The organism is Pseudomonas sp. GW821-FHT02A08 (genome assembly GCF_059422045.1).
The window spans coordinates 13,135-39,135 of sequence record NZ_JBWKWD010000030.1; the positions used below are offsets into that span (position 1 = coordinate 13,135).

28 protein-coding genes are annotated in these 26,001 nt (G+C 61.5%); 16 read left to right on the plus strand and 12 right to left on the minus strand.

What is annotated here, in order from left to right; translation table 11 throughout:
- Positions 1-50: 50 nt before the first annotated feature.
- The 5 genes from lolA (at position 51) to cysG (ending at position 5,227) form a co-directional block, all read left to right on the plus strand.
- A complete protein-coding gene (gene lolA, locus AC07W4_RS19975) occupies positions 51-674 on the plus strand; it encodes an outer membrane lipoprotein periplasmic chaperone LolA (protein WP_495033667.1) in 624 nt (207 codons plus the stop codon).
- A 164-nt stretch (positions 675-838) separates the two neighbouring features.
- Entirely contained in the window at positions 839-2,161 is a 1,323-nt protein-coding gene (locus tag AC07W4_RS19980) for a replication-associated recombination protein A (RefSeq protein WP_495033668.1), read from the plus strand.
- Positions 2,161-2,535, plus strand: coding sequence for a fluoride efflux transporter CrcB (gene crcB / locus AC07W4_RS19985; RefSeq protein ID WP_008049383.1), 375 nt, complete (start codon positions 2,161-2,163; stop codon positions 2,533-2,535). The genes AC07W4_RS19980 and crcB overlap by 1 nt, the downstream gene beginning before the upstream one ends.
- A 16-nt stretch (positions 2,536-2,551) precedes the next feature.
- Complete coding sequence (gene serS, locus AC07W4_RS19990) at positions 2,552-3,832, plus strand: serine--tRNA ligase (protein WP_008049382.1); 1,281 nt, start codon at positions 2,552-2,554, stop codon at positions 3,830-3,832.
- Positions 3,833-5,227 carry a siroheme synthase CysG gene (gene cysG, locus AC07W4_RS19995; protein WP_495033669.1) on the plus strand — a complete coding sequence of 465 codons (1,395 nt, stop codon included), beginning with the start codon at positions 3,833-3,835 and terminating at the stop codon, positions 5,225-5,227.
- Positions 5,228-5,355: 128 nt separating this feature from the next.
- Here the strand turns inward: cysG and AC07W4_RS20000 are convergent, their stop codons facing one another.
- From AC07W4_RS20000 to AC07W4_RS20040, 9 genes are all read right to left on the minus strand, one after another.
- On the minus strand, positions 5,356-6,357 hold the full coding sequence (locus tag AC07W4_RS20000; RefSeq protein ID WP_495033670.1) for a glutathione S-transferase family protein: 1,002 nt from the start codon (positions 6,355-6,357) through the stop codon (positions 5,356-5,358).
- Between the two features lie 91 nt (positions 6,358-6,448).
- Positions 6,449-7,450, minus strand: a complete 1,002-nt coding sequence (locus AC07W4_RS20005; RefSeq protein ID WP_495033671.1) for a glycosyl transferase family protein — start codon at positions 7,448-7,450, stop codon at positions 6,449-6,451.
- Entirely contained in the window at positions 7,447-7,782 is a 336-nt protein-coding gene (locus tag AC07W4_RS20010; RefSeq protein WP_495033672.1) for a TusE/DsrC/DsvC family sulfur relay protein, read from the minus strand. The genes AC07W4_RS20005 and AC07W4_RS20010 overlap by 4 nt, the downstream gene beginning before the upstream one ends.
- Positions 7,779-8,072, minus strand: a complete 294-nt coding sequence (gene tusB / locus AC07W4_RS20015; RefSeq protein ID WP_489304978.1) for a sulfurtransferase complex subunit TusB — start codon at positions 8,070-8,072, stop codon at positions 7,779-7,781. Before tusB ends, AC07W4_RS20010 begins: the two co-directional genes overlap by 4 nt.
- Positions 8,072-8,434, minus strand: coding sequence for a sulfurtransferase complex subunit TusC (gene tusC / locus AC07W4_RS20020; RefSeq protein ID WP_008049359.1), 363 nt, complete (start codon positions 8,432-8,434; stop codon positions 8,072-8,074). Before tusC ends, tusB begins: the two co-directional genes overlap by 1 nt.
- A 1-nt stretch (position 8,435) precedes the next feature.
- Positions 8,436-8,828, minus strand: a complete 393-nt coding sequence (gene tusD / locus AC07W4_RS20025; protein ID WP_008049358.1) for a sulfurtransferase complex subunit TusD — start codon at positions 8,826-8,828, stop codon at positions 8,436-8,438.
- Between the two features lie 181 nt (positions 8,829-9,009).
- Positions 9,010-9,714, minus strand: a complete 705-nt coding sequence (locus tag AC07W4_RS20030) for a YoaK family protein (protein ID WP_495033673.1) — start codon at positions 9,712-9,714, stop codon at positions 9,010-9,012.
- A gap of 25 nt (positions 9,715-9,739) precedes the next feature.
- Positions 9,740-10,069 carry a DUF6388 family protein gene (locus tag AC07W4_RS20035; protein ID WP_495033674.1) on the minus strand — a complete coding sequence of 110 codons (330 nt, stop codon included), beginning with the start codon at positions 10,067-10,069 and terminating at the stop codon, positions 9,740-9,742.
- Positions 10,070-10,089: 20 nt separating this feature from the next.
- Positions 10,090-10,338, minus strand: coding sequence for a hypothetical protein (locus AC07W4_RS20040; protein ID WP_008049352.1), 249 nt, complete (start codon positions 10,336-10,338; stop codon positions 10,090-10,092).
- A gap of 148 nt (positions 10,339-10,486) precedes the next feature.
- On the opposite strand from AC07W4_RS20040, the gene AC07W4_RS20045 reads away from it, so the two are divergent.
- Positions 10,487-10,837 (plus strand): hypothetical protein, encoded by a 351-nt coding sequence (locus AC07W4_RS20045; RefSeq protein ID WP_495033675.1) that lies wholly within the window; start codon positions 10,487-10,489, stop codon positions 10,835-10,837.
- 163 nt (positions 10,838-11,000) lie between these two features.
- On the opposite strand, the gene AC07W4_RS20050 is transcribed toward AC07W4_RS20045, so the two are convergent.
- The gene (locus tag AC07W4_RS20050; RefSeq protein WP_495033676.1) at positions 11,001-11,426 is read right to left on the minus strand and encodes a GNAT family N-acetyltransferase; all 426 of its coding nucleotides are present in this window, start codon (positions 11,424-11,426) and stop codon (positions 11,001-11,003) included.
- 169 nt (positions 11,427-11,595) lie between these two features.
- Here AC07W4_RS20050 and AC07W4_RS20055 point away from each other — a divergent pair, with 169 nt between their 5' ends.
- A complete protein-coding gene (locus AC07W4_RS20055; RefSeq protein ID WP_347911727.1) occupies positions 11,596-12,189 on the plus strand; it encodes an NUDIX domain-containing protein in 594 nt (197 codons plus the stop codon).
- Here AC07W4_RS20055 and AC07W4_RS20060 read toward each other — a convergent pair whose 3' ends face one another.
- Positions 12,190-12,702, minus strand: a complete 513-nt coding sequence (locus AC07W4_RS20060; protein WP_495033677.1) for a methylated-DNA--[protein]-cysteine S-methyltransferase — start codon at positions 12,700-12,702, stop codon at positions 12,190-12,192. It lies immediately after the preceding gene.
- A gap of 136 nt (positions 12,703-12,838) precedes the next feature.
- Between AC07W4_RS20060 and ggt the strand changes: the two genes are divergently transcribed.
- On the plus strand, positions 12,839-14,566 hold the full coding sequence (gene ggt, locus AC07W4_RS20065) for a gamma-glutamyltransferase (protein WP_495033678.1): 1,728 nt from the start codon (positions 12,839-12,841) through the stop codon (positions 14,564-14,566).
- A 69-nt stretch (positions 14,567-14,635) separates the two neighbouring features.
- The gene (locus tag AC07W4_RS20070) at positions 14,636-15,169 is read left to right on the plus strand and encodes a cysteine hydrolase family protein (RefSeq protein WP_495033679.1); all 534 of its coding nucleotides are present in this window, start codon (positions 14,636-14,638) and stop codon (positions 15,167-15,169) included.
- 154 nt (positions 15,170-15,323) lie between these two features.
- On the opposite strand, the gene AC07W4_RS20075 is transcribed toward AC07W4_RS20070, so the two are convergent.
- Positions 15,324-16,226, minus strand: a complete 903-nt coding sequence (locus AC07W4_RS20075) for a LysR family transcriptional regulator (RefSeq protein ID WP_495033680.1) — start codon at positions 16,224-16,226, stop codon at positions 15,324-15,326.
- A 200-nt stretch (positions 16,227-16,426) separates the two neighbouring features.
- Here AC07W4_RS20075 and AC07W4_RS20080 point away from each other — a divergent pair, with 200 nt between their 5' ends.
- From AC07W4_RS20080 to AC07W4_RS20110, 7 genes are all read left to right on the plus strand, one after another.
- Positions 16,427-17,926: a purine-cytosine permease family protein gene (locus AC07W4_RS20080; RefSeq protein ID WP_495033681.1), complete on the plus strand. Its 1,500-nt coding sequence runs from the start codon at positions 16,427-16,429 to the stop codon at positions 17,924-17,926.
- Positions 17,923-18,765, plus strand: coding sequence for a nitrilase-related carbon-nitrogen hydrolase (locus AC07W4_RS20085; protein WP_495033682.1), 843 nt, complete (start codon positions 17,923-17,925; stop codon positions 18,763-18,765). Before AC07W4_RS20080 ends, AC07W4_RS20085 begins: the two co-directional genes overlap by 4 nt.
- Positions 18,766-18,852: 87 nt before the next feature.
- Positions 18,853-19,875, plus strand: coding sequence for a helix-turn-helix transcriptional regulator (locus AC07W4_RS20090; RefSeq protein ID WP_495033722.1), 1,023 nt, complete (start codon positions 18,853-18,855; stop codon positions 19,873-19,875).
- Between the two features lie 201 nt (positions 19,876-20,076).
- Entirely contained in the window at positions 20,077-21,873 is a 1,797-nt protein-coding gene (locus AC07W4_RS20095; RefSeq protein ID WP_495033723.1) for an amidohydrolase, read from the plus strand.
- A gap of 18 nt (positions 21,874-21,891) precedes the next feature.
- Complete coding sequence (locus AC07W4_RS20100; RefSeq protein WP_495033683.1) at positions 21,892-23,631, plus strand: amidohydrolase; 1,740 nt, start codon at positions 21,892-21,894, stop codon at positions 23,629-23,631.
- A gap of 108 nt (positions 23,632-23,739) precedes the next feature.
- Positions 23,740-24,480 carry a TorF family putative porin gene (locus tag AC07W4_RS20105; RefSeq protein ID WP_495033684.1) on the plus strand — a complete coding sequence of 247 codons (741 nt, stop codon included), beginning with the start codon at positions 23,740-23,742 and terminating at the stop codon, positions 24,478-24,480.
- A 45-nt stretch (positions 24,481-24,525) separates the two neighbouring features.
- On the plus strand, positions 24,526-25,914 hold the full coding sequence (locus AC07W4_RS20110; RefSeq protein ID WP_495033685.1) for a purine-cytosine permease family protein: 1,389 nt from the start codon (positions 24,526-24,528) through the stop codon (positions 25,912-25,914).
- Positions 25,915-26,001: the final 87 nt, after the last annotated feature.

Sequence of the window (26,001 nt, forward strand, 5' to 3'; positions counted from 1 at the left end):
GTGGTGCCTTTGGCGCCGCCCGCACTCCCACGAATGTTATGAGGACTCCCATGCGTCTGATCCGCATGCTGTTGCTGCCGGTACTGGCCTTGACCACGCTCCAGGCTAACGCCGATGACAAGGACGTGGCACGCCTGACCCAACTGCTGGAAAAATCCAGGACCCTGACGGCCAACTTTTCGCAGCTGACCCTCGACGGCACCGGCACCCAGTTGCAGGAAACCACTGGCGACATGACGCTGCAACGTCCGGGCCTGTTCTACTGGCACACCAATGCGCCGGCCGAGCAGACCATGGTTTCCGACGGCAAGAAAGTCACCCTGTGGGACCCGGACCTGGAGCAGGCGACGATCAAGAAGCTCGATGAGCGTCTGACCCAGACCCCGGCTCTGCTGTTGTCCGGTGATGTGTCGAAGATCAGCCAGAGTTTCGACATCAGCGCGAAAGAGGCGGGTGGCGTGATCGACTTCACCTTGAAGCCGAAAACCAAGGACACCTTGTTCGACAATCTGCGTCTGTCGTTCCGCAACGGTCTGCTCAACGACATGCAGTTGATCGACAGCGTCGGCCAGCGCACCAATATCCTGTTCACCGGGGTGAAGGCCAACGAGCCGATCCCGGCGTCCAAATTCAAGTTCGACATCCCCAAGGGTGCCGATGTAATCCAAGAGTAAAACACCGAACCTGTGGGAGCGGGCTTGCTCGCGAAGGCAGTGTGTCATTCAATCAAACTGTCGACTGACACGGCCTCTTCGAGAGCAAGCCCGCTCCCACAGGGATCTTTGTCCAATCTCTGGACGGTGTGGCATATAAGCCCAGTGAGGTTTTCCAGGTAGTCATGGATCTGTTTCGCAGCACCCCCATCGCCCAGCCATTGGCCGCCCGACTGCGTGCGGCCAATCTGGACGAGTACGTCGGTCAGGAACACGTGCTCGCTCGCGGCAAGCCCTTGCGTGAAGCGCTGGAGCAGGGTGCCCTGCACTCGATGATTTTCTGGGGCCCGCCCGGTGTCGGCAAAACCACCCTGGCGCGATTGCTCGCGGAAGTCTCGGATGCGCATTTCGAAACGGTCTCGGCGGTGCTGGCCGGGGTCAAGGAGATCCGCCAGGCGGTGGAAATCGCCAAGCAGCAGGCCGCGCAGTACGGCCGCCGCACCATTCTGTTCGTCGACGAAGTGCATCGATTCAACAAGTCCCAGCAGGATGCGTTCCTGCCTTATGTCGAGGACGGCACGCTGATTTTCATCGGCGCGACCACGGAAAACCCCTCGTTCGAACTCAACAACGCCTTGCTGTCGCGGGCGCGTGTCTATGTACTGAAAAGTCTCGACGAAGCGGCCCTGCGCAAATTGGTGCAGCGCGCGCTGACCGAAGAGCGGGGCCTGGGCAAGCGCAACCTGACCCTCAGCGATGAAGGCTTCCAGATGCTGCTGTCCGCCGCCGATGGCGATGGCCGGCGCCTGCTCAACCTGCTGGAGAACGCCTCTGACCTGGCCGAAGACAACAGCGAAATCGGCACCGAGCTCCTGCAAAGCCTGCTCGGCGACACCCGTCGACGCTTCGACAAGGGTGGCGAAGCGTTCTACGACCAGATTTCCGCGCTGCACAAATCGGTGCGCGGCTCCAACCCCGACGGCGCGCTGTACTGGTTCGCGCGCATGATCGACGGCGGTTGCGATCCGCTGTACCTGGCCCGGCGCGTGGTGCGCATGGCCAGCGAAGACATCGGCAATGCCGACCCGCGAGCCCTGAGCCTGTGCCTGGCGGCCTGGGAAGTGCAGGAGCGCCTCGGCAGCCCAGAGGGCGAGTTGGCTGTGGCCCAGGCCATCACCTATCTGGCCTGCGCGCCGAAAAGCAACGCGGTGTACATTGGCTTCAAGACCGCGCTGCGCGCCGCCGCCGAACACGGCTCGCTGGAAGTGCCGCTGCACCTGCGCAATGCGCCGACCAAGCTTATGAAACAGTTGGGTTACGGCGATGAATACCGTTATGCCCACGATGAGCCGGACGCCTATGCCGCTGGCGAAGACTATTTCCCGGAAGAACTCGACCCGATCCCGTTCTATCAGCCCGTGCCCCGTGGCCTGGAGTTGAAGATCGGCGAAAAACTCAATCACCTGGCGAAACTCGACCGTTTAAGCCCAAGGCAGCGGAGAAAATAGTGCTTCCCTTGATCGTTGCGGTTTCCGTCGGCGGGATGGCCGGCACGTTGTTGCGCTTCGCCACGGGCAACTGGATCAACGCGAATTGGCCGCGGCACTTCTATACCGCGACGCTGGCCGTTAATATCGTGGGCTGTTTGCTGATCGGCGTTCTATACGGTCTGTTTTTGATACGCCCGGAGGTGCCCATCGAGGTGCGCGCCGGGTTGATGGTCGGCTTCCTCGGGGGGCTGACGACTTTTTCATCCTTTTCACTGGATACGGTGCGCCTGCTGGAAAGCGGGCAAGTGCCGCTGGCCCTGGGCTATGCGGCACTCAGCGTATTCGGCGGGCTGCTTGCCACCTGGGCCGGCCTGTCCTTGACCAAACTTTGATAAACGAGAAACCGACATGCTCGATTCCAAACTGTTACGTAGCAACCTTCAGGACGTAGCGGACCGCCTGGCATCCCGTGGCTATACCCTGGATGTTGCGCGCATCGAAGCGCTGGAAGAACAGCGCAAGACCGTCCAGACCCGCACCGAAGCACTGCAGGCTGAACGTAATGCGCGCTCCAAATCCATCGGTCAGGCCAAGCAGCGCGGCGAAGACATCGCGCCGCTGATGGCGGACGTCGAGCGCATGGCGGGCGAATTGAGCGCCGGTAAAGTCGAACTGGACGCGATCCAGACCGATCTGGACTCTATCCTGCTGGGTATCCCCAACTTGCCGCATGAGTCGGTACCGGTCGGCGAAGACGAAGACGGCAACGTCGAAGTGCGCCGCTGGGGCACCCCGAAGGCCTTCGATTTCCCGGTTCAGGACCACGTCGCCCTGGGCGAGAAATTCGGCTGGCTGGACTTCGAAACCGCCGCCAAGCTGTCCGGTGCCCGTTTCGCCCTGCTGCGTGGCCCGATTGCCCGTCTGCATCGCGCCCTGGCGCAGTTCATGATCAACCTGCACGTCACCGAGCATGGCTACGAAGAGGCCTACACGCCTTACCTGGTTCAGGCTCCCGCGCTGCAAGGCACCGGCCAGTTGCCGAAGTTCGAAGAAGACCTGTTCAAGATCGCACGCGAAGGCGAAGCCGACCTGTACCTGATCCCGACCGCCGAAGTGTCGCTGACCAACATCGTCGCCGGCGAAATCGTTGATTCGAAACTGTTGCCGATCAAGTTCGTCGCCCACACGCCGTGCTTTCGCAGTGAAGCCGGTGCATCGGGCCGCGACACCCGCGGCATGATCCGTCAGCACCAGTTCGACAAGGTCGAGATGGTGCAGATCGTCGAGCCGTCGAAATCCATGGAAGCGCTGGAAGGCCTGACCGCCAACGCCGAGAAAGTCCTGCAACTGCTGGAACTGCCTTACCGCACCCTGGCGCTGTGCACCGGCGACATGGGCTTCAGCGCGGTCAAGACCTACGACCTGGAAGTTTGGATCCCGAGCCAGGACAAGTACCGCGAAATCTCGTCGTGCTCCAACTGTGGCGACTTCCAGGCCCGCCGCATGCAGGCGCGTTTCCGCAACCCGGAAACCGGCAAGCCGGAATTGGTGCACACCCTGAACGGTTCCGGTCTTGCAGTGGGTCGCACCCTGGTGGCGGTGCTCGAGAACTATCAGCAGGCCGACGGTTCGATCCGCGTGCCTGAAGTCCTCAAGCCGTACATGGGTGGCCTTGAGGTCATCGGCTAAATGAAATATCTGCCGCTGTTTCACAACCTTCGCGGCAGTCGTGTGTTGGTCGTCGGCGGGGGGGAGATTGCCTTGCGCAAATCCCGCCTGCTGGCCGATGCCGGTGCGCTGCTGCGGGTGGTTGCACCTGAAATCGAAGCGCAACTGCGCGAACTGGTTGCCGGCAGCGGTGGCGAGTGCCTGTTACGTGGCTATGCCGAGGCGGATCTGGACGGTTGCGGGCTGATCATTGCCGCCACCGACGACGAAACGCTGAACGCACAAGTCTCCGCCGATGCCCATCGGCGTTGCGTGCCGGTCAACGTGGTGGACGCGCCAGCCCTGTGCAGCGTGATCTTCCCGGCCATCGTCGACCGTTCTCCGTTGATCATTGCCGTGTCCAGCGGCGGCGATGCGCCGGTGCTGGCGCGTTTGATCCGCGCCAGGATCGAAACCTGGATTCCTTCCACCTACGGTCACCTGGCCGGGCTGGCTGCGCGTTTTCGCCATCAGGTCAAAGGCCTGTTTCCGGATGTGCAGCAGCGTCGGGCGTTCTGGGAAGATGTTTTCCAGGGACCGATTGCCGACCGCCAACTGGCCGGGCAGGGCGGTGAAGCCGAGCGGTTGCTCCAGGCGAAAATCGACGGTGAAGCGCCGGTGGCGACCGGTGAGGTCTATCTGGTGGGCGCAGGGCCAGGTGATCCGGACCTGCTGACGTTCAAGGCATTGCGTCTGATGCAGCAAGCCGACGTGGTGCTTTACGACCGTTTGGTGGCACCGGCGATTCTCGAACTGTGCCGTCGTGACGCCGAGCGGGTCTACGTCGGCAAGCGCCGAGCCGATCACGCGGTGCCGCAGGATCAGATCAACCAGCAGTTGGTGGACCTGGCCAAGCAAGGCAAGCGCGTGGTGCGATTGAAGGGCGGCGATCCGTTCATCTTCGGTCGAGGGGGTGAGGAGATCGAAGAACTGGCGGCCCATGGCATCCCGTTCCAGGTCGTGCCGGGGATCACGGCGGCCAGCGGGTGCGCGGCCTATGCCGGGATTCCGCTGACCCACCGCGATTATGCGCAGTCGGTACGCTTTGTCACCGGGCACCTGAAGGACGGCTCAACCGATTTGCCATGGGCCGATCTGGTGGCCCCGGCGCAAACTCTGGTGTTCTACATGGGGCTGGTGGGCTTGCCGATCATCTGCGAGCAGTTGATCAAGCATGGCCGCGCCGCCGATACCCCGGCGGCACTGATCCAGCAGGGCACCACGGTCAACCAGCGCGTGTTTACCGGCACCCTGGCGGACCTGCCACGCCTGGTGGCGGAGCATGAAGTGCATGCGCCGACACTGGTGATCGTCGGTGAAGTGGTGCAACTGCGCGAGAAACTGGCGTGGTTTGAAGGGGCTCAGGGGCAGGTCTAGAGACCGAGTCGACCCCATTCGCGAGCAAGCCCGCTCCCACATTCGATTTGTGTCGTTCACAAATCCCCTGTGGGAGCGGGCTTGCTCGCGAAGAGGCCCTCTCATTCACCGCAAAACTCAGATCATACTCAGGCCTTGCGCCAAACCCCTTTCCCGCTCAACCGCTCCCGATCATGGGCCACGGTAAAGTCCTGCGCCGGGCCTTTCGGCACCACACCTGTCGGGTTGATGGTGCGATGACTGGCGTAGTAGTGGTTCTTGATGTGTTCAAAATCCACCGTCTCGGCGATCCCCGGCCACTGATAAATCTCCCGCAGCCAGTTCGACAGGTTCGGATAATCCGCGATCCGCCGCAGGTTGCACTTGAAGTGCCCGTAGTACACCGCATCGAAGCGAATCAGCGTGGTGAACAGGCGAATGTCCGCTTCGGTCAGGTACTCGCCAGCCAGATAGCGGTTGGCGCCCAGCAGCAGTTCCAGGCGGTCCAGTTCGGCAAACACCTCATCGAAGGCTTGTTCATAAGCCTGTTGCGAGGTGGCAAATCCGGCGCGGTACACGCCATTGTTCACCGCCGGATAAATCCGCTCGTTCAACGCATCGATCTCACCGCGCAGCGGCGCCGGGTAGAAGTCCAGGTCGTTACCGGTCAGATCGTCGAAGGCGCCATTGAACATGCGGATGATTTCCGATGATTCATTGTTGACGATGCGCTTGTGCTGTTTGTCCCACAGCACCGGTACGGTGACGCGGCCGGTGTAGTCGGTGGTGTCGGCGGTGTAGCGCTGGTGCATGTAGTCGAAGTGATCGAGCTTGTCGCCGGTCGAACCGAGGGGCTGGTCGAAGGTCCAGCCGTTTTCCAGCATCAACCAGCTGACCACCGAAACGTCGATCAGATTTTCCAGGCCTTTGAGTTTACGCAGGATCAGCGTGCGATGGGCCCACGGACAGGCCAGGGACACGTACAGGTGATAGCGCCCGGGCTCGGCCGCAAAACCGCCGACGCCGGTCGGTCCCGGCTTGCCGTCAGCGGTCAACCAGTTGCGACGCTGCGCCTGTTCACGCTGGAACGCGCCGTCCTTGCTGCTTTCGTACCACTTGTCCTGCCAGCGGCCATCCACTAACAAACCCATGTTCAAGACTCCCGAAACCCGTAATCGATGGAGTCGAGTCTATTCCGATGAGTTCGAACAAAAAGCGCAAAGTTCGGGCGCAAATGATCGATTAAATCGATTTGTCCCGCGCGGCCCAGTATTTTTCAGCGGTTTCGAAGGCCTGTTCGCGGCTCTGTCCCAGGCCGCGCAGGGCCAGGGCCATGGTCGAGATCAGGGCCATTTGCGGGTAGCTGTCGACCACATCGCCACGCCAGACCGCTTTCAAATGTTCAGGCTCAAGCGAGGCCGGTTTGACGTGACGCTGCGCCGACAACTGCGGCCATTCCTCGTCCCAGCTCTCGCCCCCGGTGGTGCCGTACAGGTGGCTGTCGGCGTCCGGGTTGATCTCGATCTCGCCGCCATCGCCTTTGACGACAATGGTGGTGTCACCCAGCAGGCCGCTGGCATCGCGATGCACCGCCTGATAGCCCGGGTGGAAAATGCTCTGCAGGCCGCAACGGGCGCCCAGCGGATTGAGAATCCGCGCCAGGGAGTGGATCGGCGAACGCAGGCCCAGGGTGTTGCGCAGGTCGATCATGCGTTGCAGCTGTGGTGCCCAGTCCATCAATGGCATGAAGGCCAGGCCGCCGTTATCCAGCGCCGAACCCACCTGTTGCCAGTTGCGGCACAGCGGGATGTTCAAATCGCCCAGCAGTTGCTCGCTGTACAAGCGACCGGCCGTGTGGGCGCCGCCACCGTGCATGAAAATCCGCACGCCGTTTTGCGCCAGGCACTTGGCCGCCAGTAAATACCAAGGCAAGTGCCGCTTCTTGCCGGCATAGGTCGGCCAGTCCAGATCCACCGCCAGTGCCGGAGGATTCAGGCGTTCGCGCAAGGCTTCGGTGAAGCCCGCCATCTCTTGCGCGCTTTCTTCCTTGTGCCGCAACAGCATCAGGAATGCGCCGAGCTGGGTTTGCTCGACCTTTTCATCGAGCACCATGCCCATGGCTTCGCGGGCTTCGACCCGGGTCAGGTCACGGGCGCCGCGCTTGCCTTTGCCGAGTATCCGCACGAACTGGGCGAACGGATGCTCGGCGGGCGTTTCGAGTGTCAGTGCTGGGTAGTCGGTCATAAGCAATTCGTCGGTTTGGGCAGGCCCGCCAGTTTCGCGGCGAGTTTGGCGGGAGTGCCTTTGAACAGGCGGTTCAGGTGCAGGCTGTTGCCTTTTTCCGGGCCGAGTTTCAGGGCGGTGTACTTGATCAACGGGCGGGTGGCCGGTGACAGCTGGAATTCGGCGTAGAAACTGCGCAGCAGTTCGAGGACTTCCCAGTGTTCAGGCGTCAACTCGATGTCTTCGGCAGCCGCCAGGGCACTGGCCACATCGGCTGACCAGTCATTCAGTTCGACCAGGAAACCGTCCTTGTCCAGTTCGATGGCGCGTGCGCCGACCGTCAATGCTTTCATAGCCAGCTGTTGACCTTGTCGTAGTGGATCGACAGTTCGACGAAGGCCGGGTAATCGATGGCTTTGGCCCAGTCTGGAACCGCAAGCGCGCGGGCCTGGGCATCTTCGGCCAGCACGAACAGTTTCAGGCCGCGTGCGCTGAGCGTCGTGAATGGCGCGGTGCCTGGCTGCAACGCATAGGCGGCATCACCGGATAGCAGCAAACCGTCGTTGGCGCCGATCACGCGCAGGCAACTGGTCAGGCGTTCGTCGCCGAACGGGGAATGAGACAACACATGCAAAGTCGACATCAGAGGGTGATCACCTGGTCGTAACGGTCAATGAGAGCGGTGATTTCGTGGGCGGCCAACACCTGTGCTTCTTGCAGCGACAGGCCGCTGGGGTCCAGGCCTCGCTGGGCGATACTGTCGCCACAGGCGAACAGCTCCTCGACACCGAACATCGGCAGGGCTTGCAGGTTGGCGCTCAGGTCTTTCTGTTGCAGGGCCTTGGCGTTCTGACCGGCGGCCAACTGGAACACGCCGTCATCGAGAAACAACAGGCCGATCGGCAGATCGAAGGCGCCCCCGGCCAGCACGATATCCAGCGCTTCCCGTGCGCCAGGGCCGGACCATGGCGACTGGCGGCTGATGATCAATATGGATTTGGCCATGTCATGCGCCTCCGAAACAGATCAGACGGTCGGCACCCTGCGCGGCGTCATGCAATTGGCCGAGGCCGGACAACTCCCACGGCGCACCGACGGCTACCGCCTCGCGCTGATAGCGCCTGGCTTCTTCTTCGTTCAACACGCCACGACGCAGGGCGGCGGCAATGCACACCACGCCATCAAGTTGATGGTCGCTGACAAAGGTGCGCCATTGTTTGGGCAAATCCAGTTCATCCTGGGGCGTGACCACGCTGGCGGACGCGTTGTAGACACCGTCCTGATAGAAAAACAGCCGGACAATCTCGTGCCCGTCGGCGAGCGCGGCCTGGGCGAACAGCAGGGCGCGGCGCGAGGAGGGCGCGTGGGCGGCGCAAAACACGGCGATGGCGAACTTCATGGTGCACTCGATCAGCGAAACTGCGGCCATGATAAAGCTTTATCGGCGGGGCGGCTAAATGGATGTTGTCTGCTCTGGCCTCTTCGCGAGCAAGCCCGCTCCCACATTGATCGTGTGAACACTGGAGATCACTGTGGGAGCGGGCTTGCTCGCGAAGAGGCCCGCACAGCCAACACAAGACTCAGCGCGGCATATACCCCAACTGCCAACGCCGCGGGATCTTCAACGACAATACCCCGAGCCCGGTCGCCAGCAGGCCACTGGCATACAACGCCTTGAGCCCCAGGTGATGTTCCAGCACGGCACCGAGTACCGCGCCGGCGAACATGCCGGTCCAGGGAATCAGTTGCACGCGCCAGCCGCTGCGGCGTTCGCCGAGCATCCAGCGGCCCAGCCCGCGGCCGAAACGCGACAGGGCACCGGTGACGTAGGTCAGGCCAACCGGCAGGCCGTTCACTTCTTCCACCGCGGCGTTGAGCATGCCCATTGCGATGATCGCCGCCAGCAGGGCCGACAGTTGCGCGTCATAGGGCCAGGCCGCGGCGGCGCACAGCAGGGCGGCAATGCACAGCAACAAGGGCAGGGTCCGGCGCCTGCCCAGGCGGCTGACGATAATGCCCAGCGCGTTGCCGGCGATGAAGGTGACGACGAGGATCACCAGGCGCAGGGTCAACCCAAGGTCGCCGGCACTGATGGCGACCGCCATCCGGGTGGTATTGCCGCTCATGAACGAGACGAAGTCGCCGCTGGCCATGAAGCCGATGGCGTCGGTCATGCCGGCGAGTACCGAGAGCATGGCCACCAGGCTCAGGCCTATGCGCCCGCGCCATTTCTGTGTGTGCAAGTGACCGGGGCTGGCGTGGGTCCTGGCGGTGTTGGGTAGCATCGGCGACGGCATCCTTGAACAGTGCTTAGGGTTTTATCCCATTCAACTCGCAATATTCCAGCCAGTCCATGCCGGCCATTTCCGCCACTTCCCGGTGCACTTCCAGGCGCTGCGCTTCGTAGTCCCGGGGCGTGGCGGTGGTTAACTGCAACGTCAGTTCCCAGGCGAACAACTGCTGGCGTTCTGCTTCAGCTTCAAACGCTTCGTGCAGTCGCTCCTCGCGATACTGAGCCGCCGTTTCACCCTTGGCCTGGGCCAACAGCGGGTTGAGGTGGTCGAGTTCTTCGCGCAACTCGGGGCGCTCATCGAGAAACCTCTTGAGTGCTTGCTCATGCTGCAGTTCGGTTGCCGCCATGGTCGCTCCTTGAGAACGGATTACGAGGATTGCTTCTTGCCGGCCTTGGCCGCTGCCGCCAGGCATTCGAGGGCAAACTGTTCGGTGTAGGTCATCTGGATCGGCGTGGTTTCGCCTTTGACGGTTCTTTCGCCGTCGAGGATGTAGCGAATCCGCTTGTCGGTGACGCCGATTCGCTTGGCAATCCAGGAAGGGGTCTGACCGATCTGGCTGATCAGCTTGTCGGCATATTCAGTGCTCGGTTTGTAGAACTCGGCATTAGGTGTCATCAGATTTCCAGTCAGGGGTGCGATGGGGCGTTATTGGCGCGACAGGGTGCGCGAATCGATGTGCGCTGTCGCGGTATAAATGCAGTAAAGCAGAACGATACGGGCTGCCGGGGTGATAAAGTCCGCTTTTTCCCGATGAGTGAATGCAATGCGAATTCTGATGGCGGCGCTGGCCGTGACGTTGCTGGCCGGATGCGCCGGCTCGGTGATGAACGACGCCCGCACCAAGGCCCCGTACAAGACCCTGAACTCGGAAAAACCGGGAAAAGACGTCGCCCAGTGCGTGCAGTTTTCCTGGCAGGACGAGGCCGTGTTCGGCGTCGATGCCGCTGCCTATCTGCAACCAGGGGAGAAGGGCGGCACGACCGTTTACACCCGTTCGGCGGAGTCCTTCGTCGACGTGACCACCGATGCCTCGGGCACGGTGTTGAGCTACTACGCACAGAAGGACGATTTCGTGGCCAAACGCCGGTTGGCGGCGTTGGCGACTTGTCTGTAAGAAGTGATGAATTAACGCAGTACCCTTGTGGGAGCGGCGGTGCGGCGATCCGACTTGCTCGCGAAAGCGGTGGATCAGTCGACATCAATATTGACTGGCGGGCCACCTTCGCGAGCAAGTCGGATCGCCGCACCGCCGCTCCCACATTGGTTTTGTGTGCTGGTCAGTAGCTCAGGCGCTTCTGGAAGAAGAAGTGCCTGTGGCCCGGCGGGTAATCGGCAATGTGTCCGATCTCGCTGTAGCCGCATTTCTTGTAGAACTCCGGGGCCTGGAATTCAAAGGTGTCGAGCCACAATCCGACACAGCGCCGCTCCCGCGCCAGGTCTTCGGCCATCTGCATCAGTTTCGAACCCAGGCCCTGTCCCCGAGCCTGTTCCGGCACCACCAGCAAGTCGATGTACAACCACTGGTAAAACAATCGGCCATGCAGGCCGCCGAGGATCTCGTCGTTGTCGTCGCGCACCAGCAGGGCGATGTGCTCAGGCACGTTACCTTCGGCCTTCGAGCCGTTGTAGGCGCGCAAGGGTTTGAGGATGGCCTGGCGTTGTTCTTCCGTGGGGTTTTGCGACAGTTCGATACGCAGGTTCATGGCTATATCCATATGGCATTGAAGCCGCAGCCTATCCCGGTTGCAGCGATTGTTCCATCCCCCGGACAAGTTGAACCGTCGCCAACGCGCAACTTGCCTGAGGGGGGGCAAGGGCTGTCCGTTTTGACTTAACATGTGGACCCTCAGACAAATAACAGGACGCGTTGTCATGTCGAACACAGCCGAGCGAGTCAACATCCTTGAGTCTCAGGTGTTGTCCCACGACTGGTACCTGCTCAAGAAAATCACCTTCGATTACCAGCGCAACAACGGCGAGTGGCAACGCCAGGTCCGGGAGGTCTACGACCGTGGCAATGGCGCGGCGATTCTGTTGTACAACCGCGAAAAGAAAACCGTGGTACTGACCCGGCAATTTCGCCTGCCGGTGTTCGTCAACGGCCACGACGGGCTGTTGATCGAAGTGGCGGCGGGGCTGCTGGAAGGCGCGGCGCCAGAAGACCGTATCCGCGATGAAGCGGAGGAAGAGACGGGTTACCGCGTGCACCATGTGCAGAAGGTGTTCGAGGCGTACATGAGCCCCGGCTCGGTGACGGAAAAACTGCACTTCTTCATTGCCGAATACGACGCGAAGTCGAAAGTCAGCGACGGTGGCGGGCTGGAGGCGGAAACCGAAGAGCTGGAAGTGCTGGAGTGGGCGTTCGACGACGCGCTCGAAGCGTTCTATCGCGGCGAAATCTGCGACGCCAAGACCATCATGCTGTTGCAGTATGCGGCGATGAAAAACCTCTTCGCCCAAGCATGATCAAAAGCCTGGCAGGCGCGCGGTGCCGGGCCATTGCCCGCCCTCCAGCGTCAGCAACAACGCCTTCGCCTCAAGCCCACCGGCAAATCCGGTGAGCTTGCCCGACGCGCCAATCACCCGGTGACACGGCGCCACGATCGAAATCGGGTTTTTGCCATTCGCCGCACCCACCGCCCTGACCGCCGCCGGGTTGCCGATCTGTTCGGCGATCTGGCTGTAGCTGCGGGTCTCGCCGAACGGGATGGTCAGCAGCGCTGCCCAGACCTTCTTCTGAAATTCCGTGCCGGCAAAATCCAGATCCAGTTCGAAGCGATTGCGGGTGCCGGAAAAATATTCGCGCAATTGCGCTGCCGTGCGCACCAGAATCGGATTGTCCGGCGCTTCGCTCATCGGCCCCAGGCGCACCCGGCCGGGTTTGTCCTTTTCCCAGAGGATGGCCGCCAGTCGTGAACCGTTCGCGACCAGCTTCAACTGGCCCACGGGTGAAGCCACGGTGGTGCAGGTATAGGTCATGCCAGGGCTCGCGCAAAATTGCTGAACAGGCGTTAAGGATACTGTCTCGACGGGGAGGCGCAAACCGTAATCCCGACCATACTTGGCAACGGCTTTTGAAACGTTCCCCTGTTTAATGACAAGAAGAGACCGACTCATGAAGTACGAACCTTTTGCCAAATCGCTGATTGCGACCTCGTTGGCGCTCAGCTGCCTGACCGCCCATGCCGCCTCCGTGGCCCCGGCTACCGGGGAAAACGGCATGGTGGTCACGGCCCAGCACCTGGCCAGCCATGTGGGCGTGGATGTGCTCAAGAACGGCGGCAACGCCGTGGATGCGGCGGTCGCGGTCGGCTATGCGCTGGCGGTGGTGTACCCCGCGGCAGGCAATCTCGGCGGTGGTGGTTTCATGACCATTCAGCTGGCGGACGGGCGCAAGACCTTCCTCGACTTCCGTGAAAAAGCGCCGCTGGCCGCCACCGCCAACATGTACCTGGACAAGGAGGGCAACGTCGTTCCCGATCTGAGTACCCGTGGCCACCTGGCCGTGGGTGTGCCGGGCACCGTTTCGGGCATGGAACTGGCGCTGTCCAAGTACGGCACCAAACCGCGCAAGGAAATCATCGCCCCGGCCATCAAGCTGGCCGAAGACGGTTTCGTGCTGGAACAGGGTGATGTCGATCTGCTGGACTACGCCACTGACATGTTCAAGAAGGACATCAAGGATTCCGGCGCGATCTTCTTGAGCAACGGCGAGCCGATGCAAGTCGGCCAGAAACTGGTGCAAAAGGACCTGAGCAAGACCTTGCGGGAGATCTCCGAGAAAGGCACCGACGGTTTCTATAAAGGCTGGGTGGCCGACGCCATTGTCACCTCCAGCCAGGCCAACAAGGGCATCATCACCCAGGCTGACCTCGACAAATACAAGACCCGTGAACTGGCGCCCATCGAGTGCGACTACCGTGGCTACCACGTGGTTTCCGCACCGCCACCGAGCTCCGGCGGCGTGGTGATCTGCGAGATCATGAACATCCTCGAAGGTTATCCGATGAAGGACCTGGGCTATCACTCGGCCCAGGGCATGCACTATCAGATCGAGGCGATGCGCCACGCCTATGTGGACCGCAACAGCTACCTGGGCGACCCGGACTTCGTGAAGAACCCGATTGCCCACCTGCTGGATAAAAACTACGCGACCAAGCTGCGCGACGCGATCAAGCCACAAAAAGCCGCGGTATCCAGCGAGCTCAAACCCGGTGTAGCGCCCCATGAAGGCAACAACACCACCCATTACTCCATCGTCGACAAGTGGGGCAACGCGGTGTCGGTGACCTACACCCTCAACGACTGGTTCGGTGCCGGCGTGATGGCGAGCAAGACCGGGGTCATCCTCAACGATGAAATGGACGACTTCACTTCGAAGATCGGCGTACCGAACATGTACGGTCTGGTGCAGGGCGAGGCCAACGCCATCGCGCCCGGCAAGGCGCCGCTGTCGTCCATGAGCCCGACCATCGTCACCAAGGACGGCAAAGTGGTGATGGTGGTCGGTACGCCGGGCGGCAGCCGCATCATCACCGCGACCTTGCTGACCATGCTCAACGTGATCGACTACGGCATGAACATCCAGGAAGCGGTGGATGCACCGCGTTTCCACCAGCAGTGGTTGCCGGAGGAAACCAACCTGGAAGCCTTCACCACCAGCCCGGATACGGTGAAAATCCTCGAAAGCTGGGGCCACAAGTTCGCCGGTCCACAGGATGCCAACCACCTGGCGGCGATCCTGGTCGGCGCACCATCCCTGGGTGGCAAGCCGGTAGGCAAGAACCGATTCTACGGGGCGAACGACCCACGGCGTAACACCGGGTTGTCGCTGGGCTATTGAGGGTTGTGTCCGGAGGGGGACGGGCTTATGTTCGTCCCCTGAACCCTCGACAATTCAAGGAAGGAAATCATGGCCACTGCACTGTTAATCATCGACGTCCAACAGGCTTTGTGTTCCGGTGAGTATGAGTGCTTCGAGATTGGACGGGTCATCAACACCATCAATGACCTGTCTGCTCGGGCGCGCAAGACGGGAGTGCCGGTGGTGCTGATCCAGCACGAAGAGTCGGGCAGCCCGCTGGCCCATGGCGCTGCCGGCTGGCAACTGGCCGAAGGGCTGGAAACCTCACCCACGGACCACCGCGTGCGCAAGACCACCGGGGATTCGTTCTACCAGACCAACCTGCAAAAACTGTTGCCGAAAGAGGACTTCGAGCGCCTGGTCATCTGCGGCCTGCAGACTGACTATTGCGTCAACGCCACCGTGCGCCAGGCCCTGAAACTGGGCTACGACGTGGTGCTGGCGGGCGATGCGCATTCCACCGTCGACAACGGCAACCTGACCGCCGAAGACATCATCGCCGAGCACAACAAGGACCTGAAGCGCCTGACCGGTTCCGTGGCGCGGATCGATGTGATACCGGCCAAGGACATTCACTTCTGAACCCACCACATTTCCCTGTGGGAGCGGGCTTGCTCGCGAAAGCGTCGCTACAGTCAATATTGATGTTGACTGATACACCGCTTTCGCGAGCAAGCCCGCTCCCACAGTGATTTCGGTCGCTTGCAGGTTTTGCGTACACCCGCTCCCACGGGACCTACACCGCTTCGAAAATCTCGATCAGCTCATTCAGGAACGCACTCACCAGATCGCGCTGGCGAGACGAATGCCGCACCGCCGCATGAAAGCTGACCTCATAGCGCAACAGATCCGGATTCAGCGGGTGTAACTGGCCCAGCTGTTCATGGCGGGTCGCGTAGTGCTGCGGCAGAAACCCCAGGTGCTGGCCGGACAGGATCAGCAGGGCCGCGCCGTCCATGCTGTCGGTGAGCACGGTCAGGCGCTCGATGGACGTGGGGGCCGGCATTTCCGGCAGCGGATGGCTCGGCCAGACCCAGTCGTACCCGCTGACATCTTCCCGGGTCAGTGCGCCGACTTGCCCGAACAACGGATGCGAGGGCGCGCAGTAGGCGATCTGGGTTTCCGGGAACAGCGGGAAATAATCGATGCCGGGCAAGCGATGCCAGAAGTAACCGATGGCCAGGTCGATATGGCCGTTGATGATTTTTTCTTCCAGCAGCGACGACGACAGTTCGGTGAAGTGGAAGTACAGCCCCTCGTGCCGCGCGCGCAAACGGGCAATGGCCTGGCCGATTTTCTTGTTCGCCACCGGATCGATTTGCCCCAGCAGGCCGATGTTGATGCTGCCCGAGACTTTGCGGTTGATGTGCTGCACCTCGACCCGGAATCCTTCGGCCGCCGCGAGCAAGCGTCGGGCCGCCTCGATGAACTGCATGCCTTTGGGCGTTACGGAAAACCCGCTGCGCCCGCGTTCGCACAAGCGGAACCCGACCCGGGCTTCCAGCGTCGCCAACTGCGCGCTGATCGTCGGTTGTGTGGTGTTGAGGGCGGTTTGAGCCGCCGAAATGCCGCCCGCCTCGACGACGGTCAGAAATACCCGGATCAGGCGCAGATCCAGCTCCGTTACAGTTCCCAGCATGGGGGGCTCCCGATTCTCGCCTACATAGATGGTTATCTATGTAAACAGTGTGCCTGCGATATTTTACTGCCCGAACCCACGCCCTACATTGCCGTGAAACCAGCGTCATCGTCAGCTTTTTATGGAGTTTCACCTGAACTGGACGTCGTAGCGAGCGCTGTACCCACAAAAACAACAAACAACAGCATAGGAACAATCGTATGTCAGGTTCCCCAGTGTCTGCGCACGCCGCCGAGGCGAGCGGCGGATTGGCTATCGAAGGCCACTCCATCGACTACATCCCGGAAAACGAACGCCACGCCAAACTCGGCAGCCAGGGGCCTTTCTGGTTCCTGGGCAACTTCCACTTCTTCACCATCTCCATCGGCTTTGTCGGCCCGAGCCTGGGCTTGTCCGCACTGTGGACCATGCTCGCCGGTGCTCTGGGCATTATGTTCGGCACCATTTTCATGGCGTTCCACGGCTCCCAGGGCCCGGAAATGGGCCTGCCGCAGATGATCCAGTCCCGCGCCCAGTTCGGCTATCGCGGGGTGATCCTGGCATTGATGGCGACGATGTTCGTGTTCGTCGGATTCAACGTAGTGAATATCTCGCTGATCATGAACGGCCTTGAACATGTGTTCGGCATCGACCCGACCATCGTCGCCGTCACCGTGGTACTGATCGGTGCGCTGTTGTCGATCTACGGCCACGACCTGATGCACAAGGCGTTCAAGTGGGCCTTGCTGGCGACCTTGCCGCTGTACGCCCTGGTGACCATCGCCCTGATGTGCGGCGCGGGCCAGGAAGGCATCACGCCAGCGGCCGACTTGGGCTTCAACTGGGTGGCCTTCGCCACGCTGTTTGCCATCGGTGCCAGCTACAACATTTCCTATGCGCCCTACGTGTCCGACTATTCCCGTTACCTGCCGAAAAACACCAGCCGGGTGAAACTGATCGCAGCGGTGTTCATCGGTGCCTCGTTGTCCGGCAGCTGGATGATCGGCCTCGGCGCCTGGCTGGCACAGCAGTTGAAAGCAGCGGATGCACTGGTGGCGTTGAATCAGGTCGGTTCATCCATGGTGCCGGGGTTGGGCAATCTGCTGGTGATCGTCTCGGTGGCGGGCTTCCTGCCGATCATCGCGCTCAACACCTACAGCGCCATGCTGACACTGCTGACCGGTGTCGACTCGATCAAGAAAATCACCCCGACACCCCGTGCCCGCGTGCTGTCGATCAGTGTGATCAGCGTGATCCTGTTGACCTGCGTGCTGTCGATCAAAGGTGACGGCATCGCGCTGTTGAACACCTTCCTGGTGCTATTGCTGTACTTCCTCGTGCCGTGGACCGCCGTCAACCTGGTGGACTACTTCTTCGTGCGCAAGGGCCGCTATGCGATCCCGCATTTCTTCACGCCGAAGGGCATCTACGGCGCCTGGCAATTTCGCGGCATCGTTTCGTACCTGATCGGTTTCGCCGCGATGGTGCCGTTCTTCTACATCTTCGATGCCGCCGCCGGTAAAGAGGTGTTTGTCGGCCCGCTGGCGCGAGTGCTGGAAGGCGTGGACATCGCCTGGCTCGTGGGCCTGGTGGTGTCGGGGCTGACCTATTACCTGCTCAGTCGCTCGATTGATCTGGCCGCTGAACGCCGGGTTATCGACGCACTGAGCGAGAGCGACATCGTCGCCATGACCCATTCATCTGCGGAGGCAGGGCGTTGAACAGCGCAAAAAATACCGTGGTCGCTTGCTGCCAACTGGCACCGAAAATAGGTGACCTGGCCTACAACCGCACACTCACCGAGCGCGCGATTCGCCAGGCGGCCTTTCAGGGGGCGCAGGTCGTGGTGTTGCCCGAACTGGTGCAGAGCGGCTATCTGTTTGCCGACCGCGACGAAGCGCTGAGCCTGGCGGAAAGCATTGACGGTCCAACCTTGCAGCTGTGGCAGGTCCTGGCCCGTGAGCTGAACCTGGTGATCGTCGGCGGCTTCTGCGAACGCCTGCCCGGCGATGAGCTGGCCAACAGCGCGGCGATGATCGACGCCCAGGGTCTGCGCGCGGTGTACCGCAAGGCGCATCTGTGGGATGCCGAAAAGGACATCTTCACCGCCGGCGATGCGCCGCCGCCGGTAATCGAAACGGTACATGGACGGCTCGGCATGCTGATCTGCTACGACCTGGAATTCCCTGAGTGGGTGCGTCTTGCGGCGCTGGCCGGTGCCGATCTGTTGTGCGCGCCGGTCAACTGGCCCGACGGTCCGCGGCCGCAAACCGAGCGCCCGGCCGAAGTGCTGCGGGTGCAGGCCAATGCCTCGGTGAACCGCATGTTCATTGCAGCATGCGATCGCTATGGCCATGAGCGTGGCGTCGGCTGGGTGCAAGGGTCGGTCATCGTCGATGCTGACGGTTACCCCTTGGCCGGGCCGGCGGAGCAGGGCGGCGAGCAGATGTTGCTGGCCACCCTGAACCTCGCCGAAGCACGCAACAAGCGCATCAGCGCCCGCAACGACCTGCATCAGGACCGCAGGCCACAGCTGTACGGGTTGCACAGCGCTTTGTAACCGTTGATGTCATTGCGCGCTGGACGCCCGTCACGGGCCTATGGCATCGTCGAAACCAAAGGCCATGCAGTGAACGGGATCGCAATGATGGGGGAGGGAAATAAAGTCGACGGTGACGCAACGATGGTCACGCTCAAGGCGTTCAATCATTGCGTACTGCACCTTGGCCGGCTGGCGCGGGAGAGCGGGGCGTCGCGATTCATCGCCGATGGCCTGCAGGCATTCGGTCAACTGGTGCCCTTCGCCTCTGCCTGGTGGGGCGAAATGTCTGCGCCAGGTCCTGATGTGCCCATGCAAAGCTGGATGCATGGCAGCATCAATCTTCCTGAATCCTTTGCCTGTGAATGGCATCCGGTGGCGGCCAACGATCAGTTCTCCTACGCCACGCTCAATCGTCCCGGTGAGGTGGTGTGCGACAAGGGTTTCAACGACCCTTGCGAGGCAGTCAATGATTTCGCCCGGCGCTTCGATCTCTATCACTTGATGAGCATCACCTACGAATTGCCCGAAAGCGGCCTGATGTTTTTCGTCTGCCTCTACCGTGGTCAGGATGAACAGGCGTTCGAGGAGAACGAAGCCGAGCTGTTTTTGGCGTTCTGCGATCACCTGTTCCAGCTGTGGCGGTTTCAAGTGCAGGACATGATTCGCTTCGACAGCGAAAACGGCGCGAGTGATTTTGGCATCGCGCGTATGGACGGCAGTCTGCTCTATGTGGGGGCCAGGTTGTGTGTTGCCATCCAGCGCGAACTGCCCGGCTGGAGCGGTTCCACGCTGCCACCTGAGGTGATCGCGCAATTATCCAAAGCCCCCTGCGTGATCCGCCTGGGCCGCTGCGCCCTGACCCTCAGCCCCAACGCCGAACACGTCATTCTGTCCCTCGATGCGCCGTCAGGCGGTGATGGCCTGGCACCACGGGAACGCAGCGCAGCGATGCTGTTCGCCGCCGGCCATTCCTACAAAGAGATCGCCAAACTCCTCGCCCTGAGCCCCGCGACCGTGCGCACCTATTTGCGTAACTGCTACTTGCAGCTCGGTGTGAAAAGCAAGGTGGAGCTGGGTTCGGCCCTGCGTTCGCCGGGTGCGTTGGCGGAGTCCGTGCGCCGGGATTAATCCCAGTCGTTTCAATTATTTGCCTTACCCCTCCTCATTTGCAGAGGTCCATTCGAGCGCCGCGCCCTATAGGGTATGCCCTGTCTATCAGAGGCTTGTGCAGTCGCTTCGGGCCGCTTCAAAACAATAAAAACAGGGGTGAGGCATTTGAGACTTTCCAGGTTGTTCATCGCCGTTGCGTCGACAACGGCATTTTCCTGCATGGCATTGGGGGCGACGCCTGCCGACACGGTCATGCGCAATGGCTACGTCTACACCGTCGATGGCCAGAATTCCGTGCAGCAGGCCATTGCCATTTCGGGCGGCAAGATCGTCTATGTCGGCAGCAATGCCGGGGTCGACAGTTACATCGGCAAGCAAACACAACTCATCGACCTGGCCGGGCGCATGCTGATGCCGGGCTTCGTCGATGCGCATATGCACCCGGGGGATGGCGGTCGCGCCATGACGCTGTGCGACCTGAAATACCAGACCATGACCCGCGCGCAGTTTCAGACGAGCATCCAGGCCTGTCTCGATGCCGAGAAGGACAAGGGTCCGGATGTCTGGCTGGAAGTCGGCAGTTGGGATCGCATGGGCATGACCGGGCTCGACGGCGACGCCGACAAATCGACCCTGGACGCGCTCAAGACCAAGCGTCCGATCCAGGTGCGCTCCACCGACTTCCACACCGTGCTGACCAACTCTCGCGGCCTGGAACTGGCCGGGATCAACAAGAACACCGCCGACCCGGAAGACGGGAAGTACCGACGCGACAGCGCCGGCAACCCGAACGGCATCTGCGAGGACGGCGCCGCCGAGTCGTTGGCCGCCGTGGTGCCGCCCGCCACCGACGCAGAAAAGCTCAACCAGACCCGTGCGGCCCTCGACGCCATGCGCCAGCAGGGCATCACCAGCTTCTTCGATGCCCTGTCGGGGCCGGAAAGCGGCAAGGCCTTCACCCGCCTGCAAAAATCCGGCGAACTGACCGCCCGGGCCTTGCTGGCGATCAAGCTGGACCCGGCCGCCGCTGCCGTCGACCCGGTGAAAACCATCGCCGAGGCCAAGGCCCTGGCCAACACCTACGACCAGGGCGAAGTGCATGTCGCGCCGGGCGTGAACATGCGCCACGTCAAACTGTTCATGGACGGCATCATCAATGCCCCGGCGGACACCGGCGCCATGTTGACCCCGTATCTGCACAACAGCGGCACCGAACAGGCGCCGAAGTGGACGCCGGGCAAGAACCTGGGCGAACTGTACTTCCCGCCGCAAGTGCTCAATCCGCTGTTGCTGCAAGCGGTCAAGGCCGGTTTCGATCCGCACCTGCACGCCACCGGCGAGCGCGCGGTGCGGGACGCACTGGACAGTGTCGCCTACGTGCGCAAGGCACTGCCCGGTCAGGACTTCCGCCCGGCCATCGCCCACGCCGAGTCGGTCGACCCTGCCGACTACCCACGCTTCAAGGCTCTGGACGTCACGGCCACCATGTCGTTCCAGTGGGCGCAGCAGGCACCGTCCACGGTCGACGGTACCAGCGATCACCTTGGCGCCGAGCGATTCGAACGCATGGAACCTTCGGGCAGCATCGCCCATGCCGGCGGCCGAGTGGCGTTTGGCAGCGACTGGCCGGTCGATCCCCTCGATGAGTTCCTGGCGCTGAAAGTCGGCGTTACCCGTTCCGGCGACCCGACCAACCCCCACAGCTATGGACCGAAGTATGCCGGGCGACTCAACGCCGATCCGGCGCTGTCGCGAGCCGAAGTGCTGCGCAGCATCACCCTCAATGCCGCCCAACAGCTGAAGCTGGATGCGGTGCTGGGTTCGGTCGAAGTCGGCAAGTTCGCTGACCTGATCGTGCTCGACAAGAACTTCATGCAGGTGCCCGAGGAGGAACTGGGCCGCAATGACGTGCTGCTGACGCTGGTCGGCGGCAAGGTCGTGTGGGCCAAGGCGCCGTTCCTGGGGCTTGCGGCGCACGTGGTTTCCCAGGCTGTTACTTCCCGATCCGCCCAATAAAAATTAGAGAGCGTTCCGATGCGATTGATTCCAAACCTGTTGGCCGCCGCGCTGGCCTTGTCGTCGGTGCAGGCCATGGCCGCCGCTGACCTGGTGTTGTTCAACGGCAAAGTCTTTACCGCCGAACCCGGCCAGGCACTGGTGCAGGCAGTTGCGGTGCAAGACGGCAAGATTCTGAAAGTGGGCAGCGATGCCGAAATCAATGCCCTGGCCGATGCCAAGACCCAGCGCATCGACCTGGCGGGCAAAGTGTTGATGCCAGGCATGATCGACACCCACAGCCACCCGGTGGTGGGGGCGTTCGACAGCATGAAGGCCAACCTGCTGGACGAAGTCAAACCACTGCCCGAACTTGAGCAGTGGTTGATTGAAGAGGACAAGGCCGGGCGTGCCCGGGCTGGCGATGTGATCAGCGTCGCCGGGGTCAGTTCGGCCTATTGGGAAAAAAGCCGTGAACTGGGCAAGGTGTTCAATCAGGGGCGCTGGGCCGATCAGCCTATCGTCTTCAGCGGCATCGACGGTCACACCGGTTGGGCCAACAACGCGATGCTCAAGCGTCTGAACATCGACGCTGCACTGGTCAAGAGCTTGCCGGAGAAAGAGCGCGGTTACGTCGGCCATGAAGCGGACTTCACGCCTAATGGCTACTTTGCCGAATCACGCTGGGACGTGGTGCGCAGCGAAATTCCCGCGCCCAGCCAGGAGACCATGCTCAAGGCCGCGAAAGAGGCGGTGCGGGTCAACAACCAATTCGGCATCACTGCGTGGATGGACGCCGCGGCGAACGGCGGCAGTGAAGACTCACTGTTCGATTTCCACGCTACCGCAGATACCGTCGGCGTCCTGCCGCTGTACAAGGCGCTGGCGCAGAACGGCGAACTCAGTGCCCACGTCGCCGCGCTGATGGTCACCAACCCGAAAAGCAAACCCGCCGATCTGGAAGTGATCGCCACGGTGATGAAGCAGTTCGACGGCGTGCCTAACCTGACCTTCCCCGGCATCAAGGTGTTTGTCGACGGCATTCTCGAATTCCCGGGGCAAACCGCAGCGGTCATCGTGCCGTTCAAGAACAGCCATAAAAATGGTCAGTTGCTGACCGACCCGGCGCATTTCGGCGAACTGGTGGTGGCGGCGGAAAAACGCGGCTGGATCGTGCATATGCACGCCGTCGGCGACCGCGCGGTGCGCGAAGCGCTCAATGGCGTGGCGTATGCGCGCAAGCTCAGCCCGACGCCTGTACCCCACAGCGTCGCGCACCTGCAACTGGTCAATCCCAAGGAGTTTCCACGCTTCAAGGAACTGGGCGTGATCGCCTCGATGCAACTGCTGTGGGCCACCGGCGAGACCTACACCGTCGAACTGGTCAAGCCCTACATCAGCGCCTTTGCCTACGGTTACCAGTATCCCGCGCGGTCCCTGCATAACGCCGGCGCGACGATTGCCGGTGGCAGCGACTGGCCGGTGTCGAGCGCCAATCCGTTCAACGCCATTGCCCAGGCCAGCACGCGCAAAGGCCCGTTGGGCGTACTCAATGCCAAGGAAAGCATCGACCGCCAGACCATGTTCTACGCCTACACCATCAACGCGGCGAAAACCCTGCGCCTGGATCAGCAGATCGGTTCGCTGGCACCGGGCAAGCAGGCCGACCTGATCATCCTCGACCGGGATGTGTTCAAGGTCAGCGATGACGACCTGTTCGAAACCAAAGTCCTGAACACCTTCTTCGCCGGCAAGCAGGTCTACGCCCCCGCGTCCTGACCTGCGTACACCCGGCACCCGCAAAAAACCGCCAGCCCCTCGTAGCGCGAGGGGCCTGGCATCGCCATGCCTGAAATTCCCCGTACGCCATAACAACAAGAGAACTGTATGAACGCACTTTCAGCATTGACCCTCGCCGCACTGGCATTGGCCCCCCTGAGCAGCCACGCCCTGGCCCTCAACGATGACTTCAGCCTTGACATGACCCTGGGCGTGGTCAGCGACTACCGTACCCGTGGCATCTCGCAAACCCTGGGTGATCCGGCCGTGCAAGGCGGGGCAACGCTGCTGCACAGCAGTGGCCTGTACATTGGCGCCTGGACCTCCAACGTGGATTTCGGTGGCGGCTTCGACACTCGTCAGGAACTTGAGTACTACGCGGGTTACTACTGGCAGGCGACCGAGGCCATCAGCCTGGACCTGGGCTACATCAAGTACGACTACCCGAAAAACTCCGAATTCAACCTCAGCGAGGTCTACGCCATTGTCGATGTGTATGGCGTCAAGCTCGGTGTCTATTACTCAAAGGACACACCGAACTTCTTCGGCGAGGACCAGGACACCCTTTACACCTACCTGGGCTACAAAATCGATCTGCCGGCTGAAGTCGGCCTGGACCTGCGCTTTGGACGCAACGATGTGAAAGACCCCGCGTTCTGGTCCGCCAATGGCGATAGCCGTGAGTCTTACTACGAGTGGGAAGCCAAGCTGACACGCGACTTCGTCGGCGTGACCTGGGGCCTGAGCTACGTCGACACGGACTTGTCGAAAAGCGAGTGCAGCAGCTGGTATGGCTATGATGACCTGTGCTCGGCCACGGTCGTTGCAAGCGCCACCAAGACCTTTTAAGTACACCTCCGACAACAAAAACAGTTCCTCAAAGGAAACACCGTCATGAGTGCGCAACGCAGTCCCCTGATCGAGACCCGCTCGATCGATTTCATTCCCGAGGCCGAGCGTCACGGCAGTCTCTACAGCCAGTTCACCCTGTGGCTCGGCGCCAACCTGCAAATCACCGCCATCGTCACCGGCGCCCTGGCCGTGGTGCTGGGCGGCGATGTGTTCTGGTCGCTGATCGGCCTGCTGATCGGGCAAGTGCTCGGCGGTGCCGTGGTGGCGCTGCACGCGGCGCAGGGGCCAAAGCTTGGCTTACCGCAGATGATCTCCAGCCGCGTGCAGTTCGGGGTGTATGGCGCGGCGATCCCGATTGTCCTGGTGTGCCTGATGTACCTGGGTTTCAGCGCCACTGGCGCAGTGCTGTCGGGGCAGGCGATCGCGCAATTGATCAGTGTCAGCGACAGCACCGGCATCCTGATTTTCGCGGCGTGCATCGCGTTCCTGACGATCTTCGGTTATCGGGTGATTCACCTGGTCGGGCGGGTTGCCAGCGTGCTGGGCATCATCGCCTTCGCCTACCTGTTCACCCGGTTGATGACCCTCAACGACATCGGCCTGCTGCTCGACAATCGTCATTTTGCCTGGAGCACTTTCCTGCTGGCGGTTTCGCTTTCGGCGTCCTGGCAGATCGCCTTCGGCCCCTACGTGGCGGACTACTCGCGCTACCTGCCGAGCAAGACTTCGTCCTGGAAAACCTTCACCGCCGTGGGCCTCGGCACAGTGTTGGGGGCTCAGACTTCGATGGTGCTGGGGGTGTTCGCCGCTGCACTGGCAGGGGCCAATTTCCGCGGGCACGAAGTAGCGACCATTGTCGGCCTGGGCAGTAGCGGTGTGATCGCGTCCTTGCTGTACCTGAGCATTGTGTTCGGCAAGGTCACGGTGTCCACCCTCAACGCCTACGGCAGTTTCATGTGCATCGCCACCATCATCAGTGGCTTTCGTCGTCGCCTGGAAATCACCGCCCGCCAGCGCATGCTGTTTGTGCTGCTGATCGTCGCGGCGTCCACCGCGCTGGCATTGATGGGGCAGTACTCGTTCCTCAACTCGTTCAAGTACTTCATCCTGTTCTTGCTGACGTTCTTCACCCCGTGGAGCGCGATCAACCTGGTGGATTACTACTTCATCAACAAGGAGCGTTACGACATCCCGGCGCTGTCCGATCCGAACGGGCGCTATGGTCGCTGGAACATGCTGGGGATCAGTGTCTATGTGATCGGCGTGTTGATCCAGTTGCCCTTTGTCGACACCCATTTCTACTCCGGGCCGATGGTTGCGCAACTGGGTGGCGTGGACATTTCCTGGATCGTCGGGCTGCTGGTACCGGGGGTGATCTATTACGCGCTGGCCAAGCCTTCGATGAGTGGCGTGGTGGTTGAGCGGGGGTAACACGACCAGGAGAGACTAGCATTTGTGGCGAGGGAGCTTGCTCCCGCTGGACTGCGTAGCAGTCCCATCTTTTAGGGCCGCTTCGCG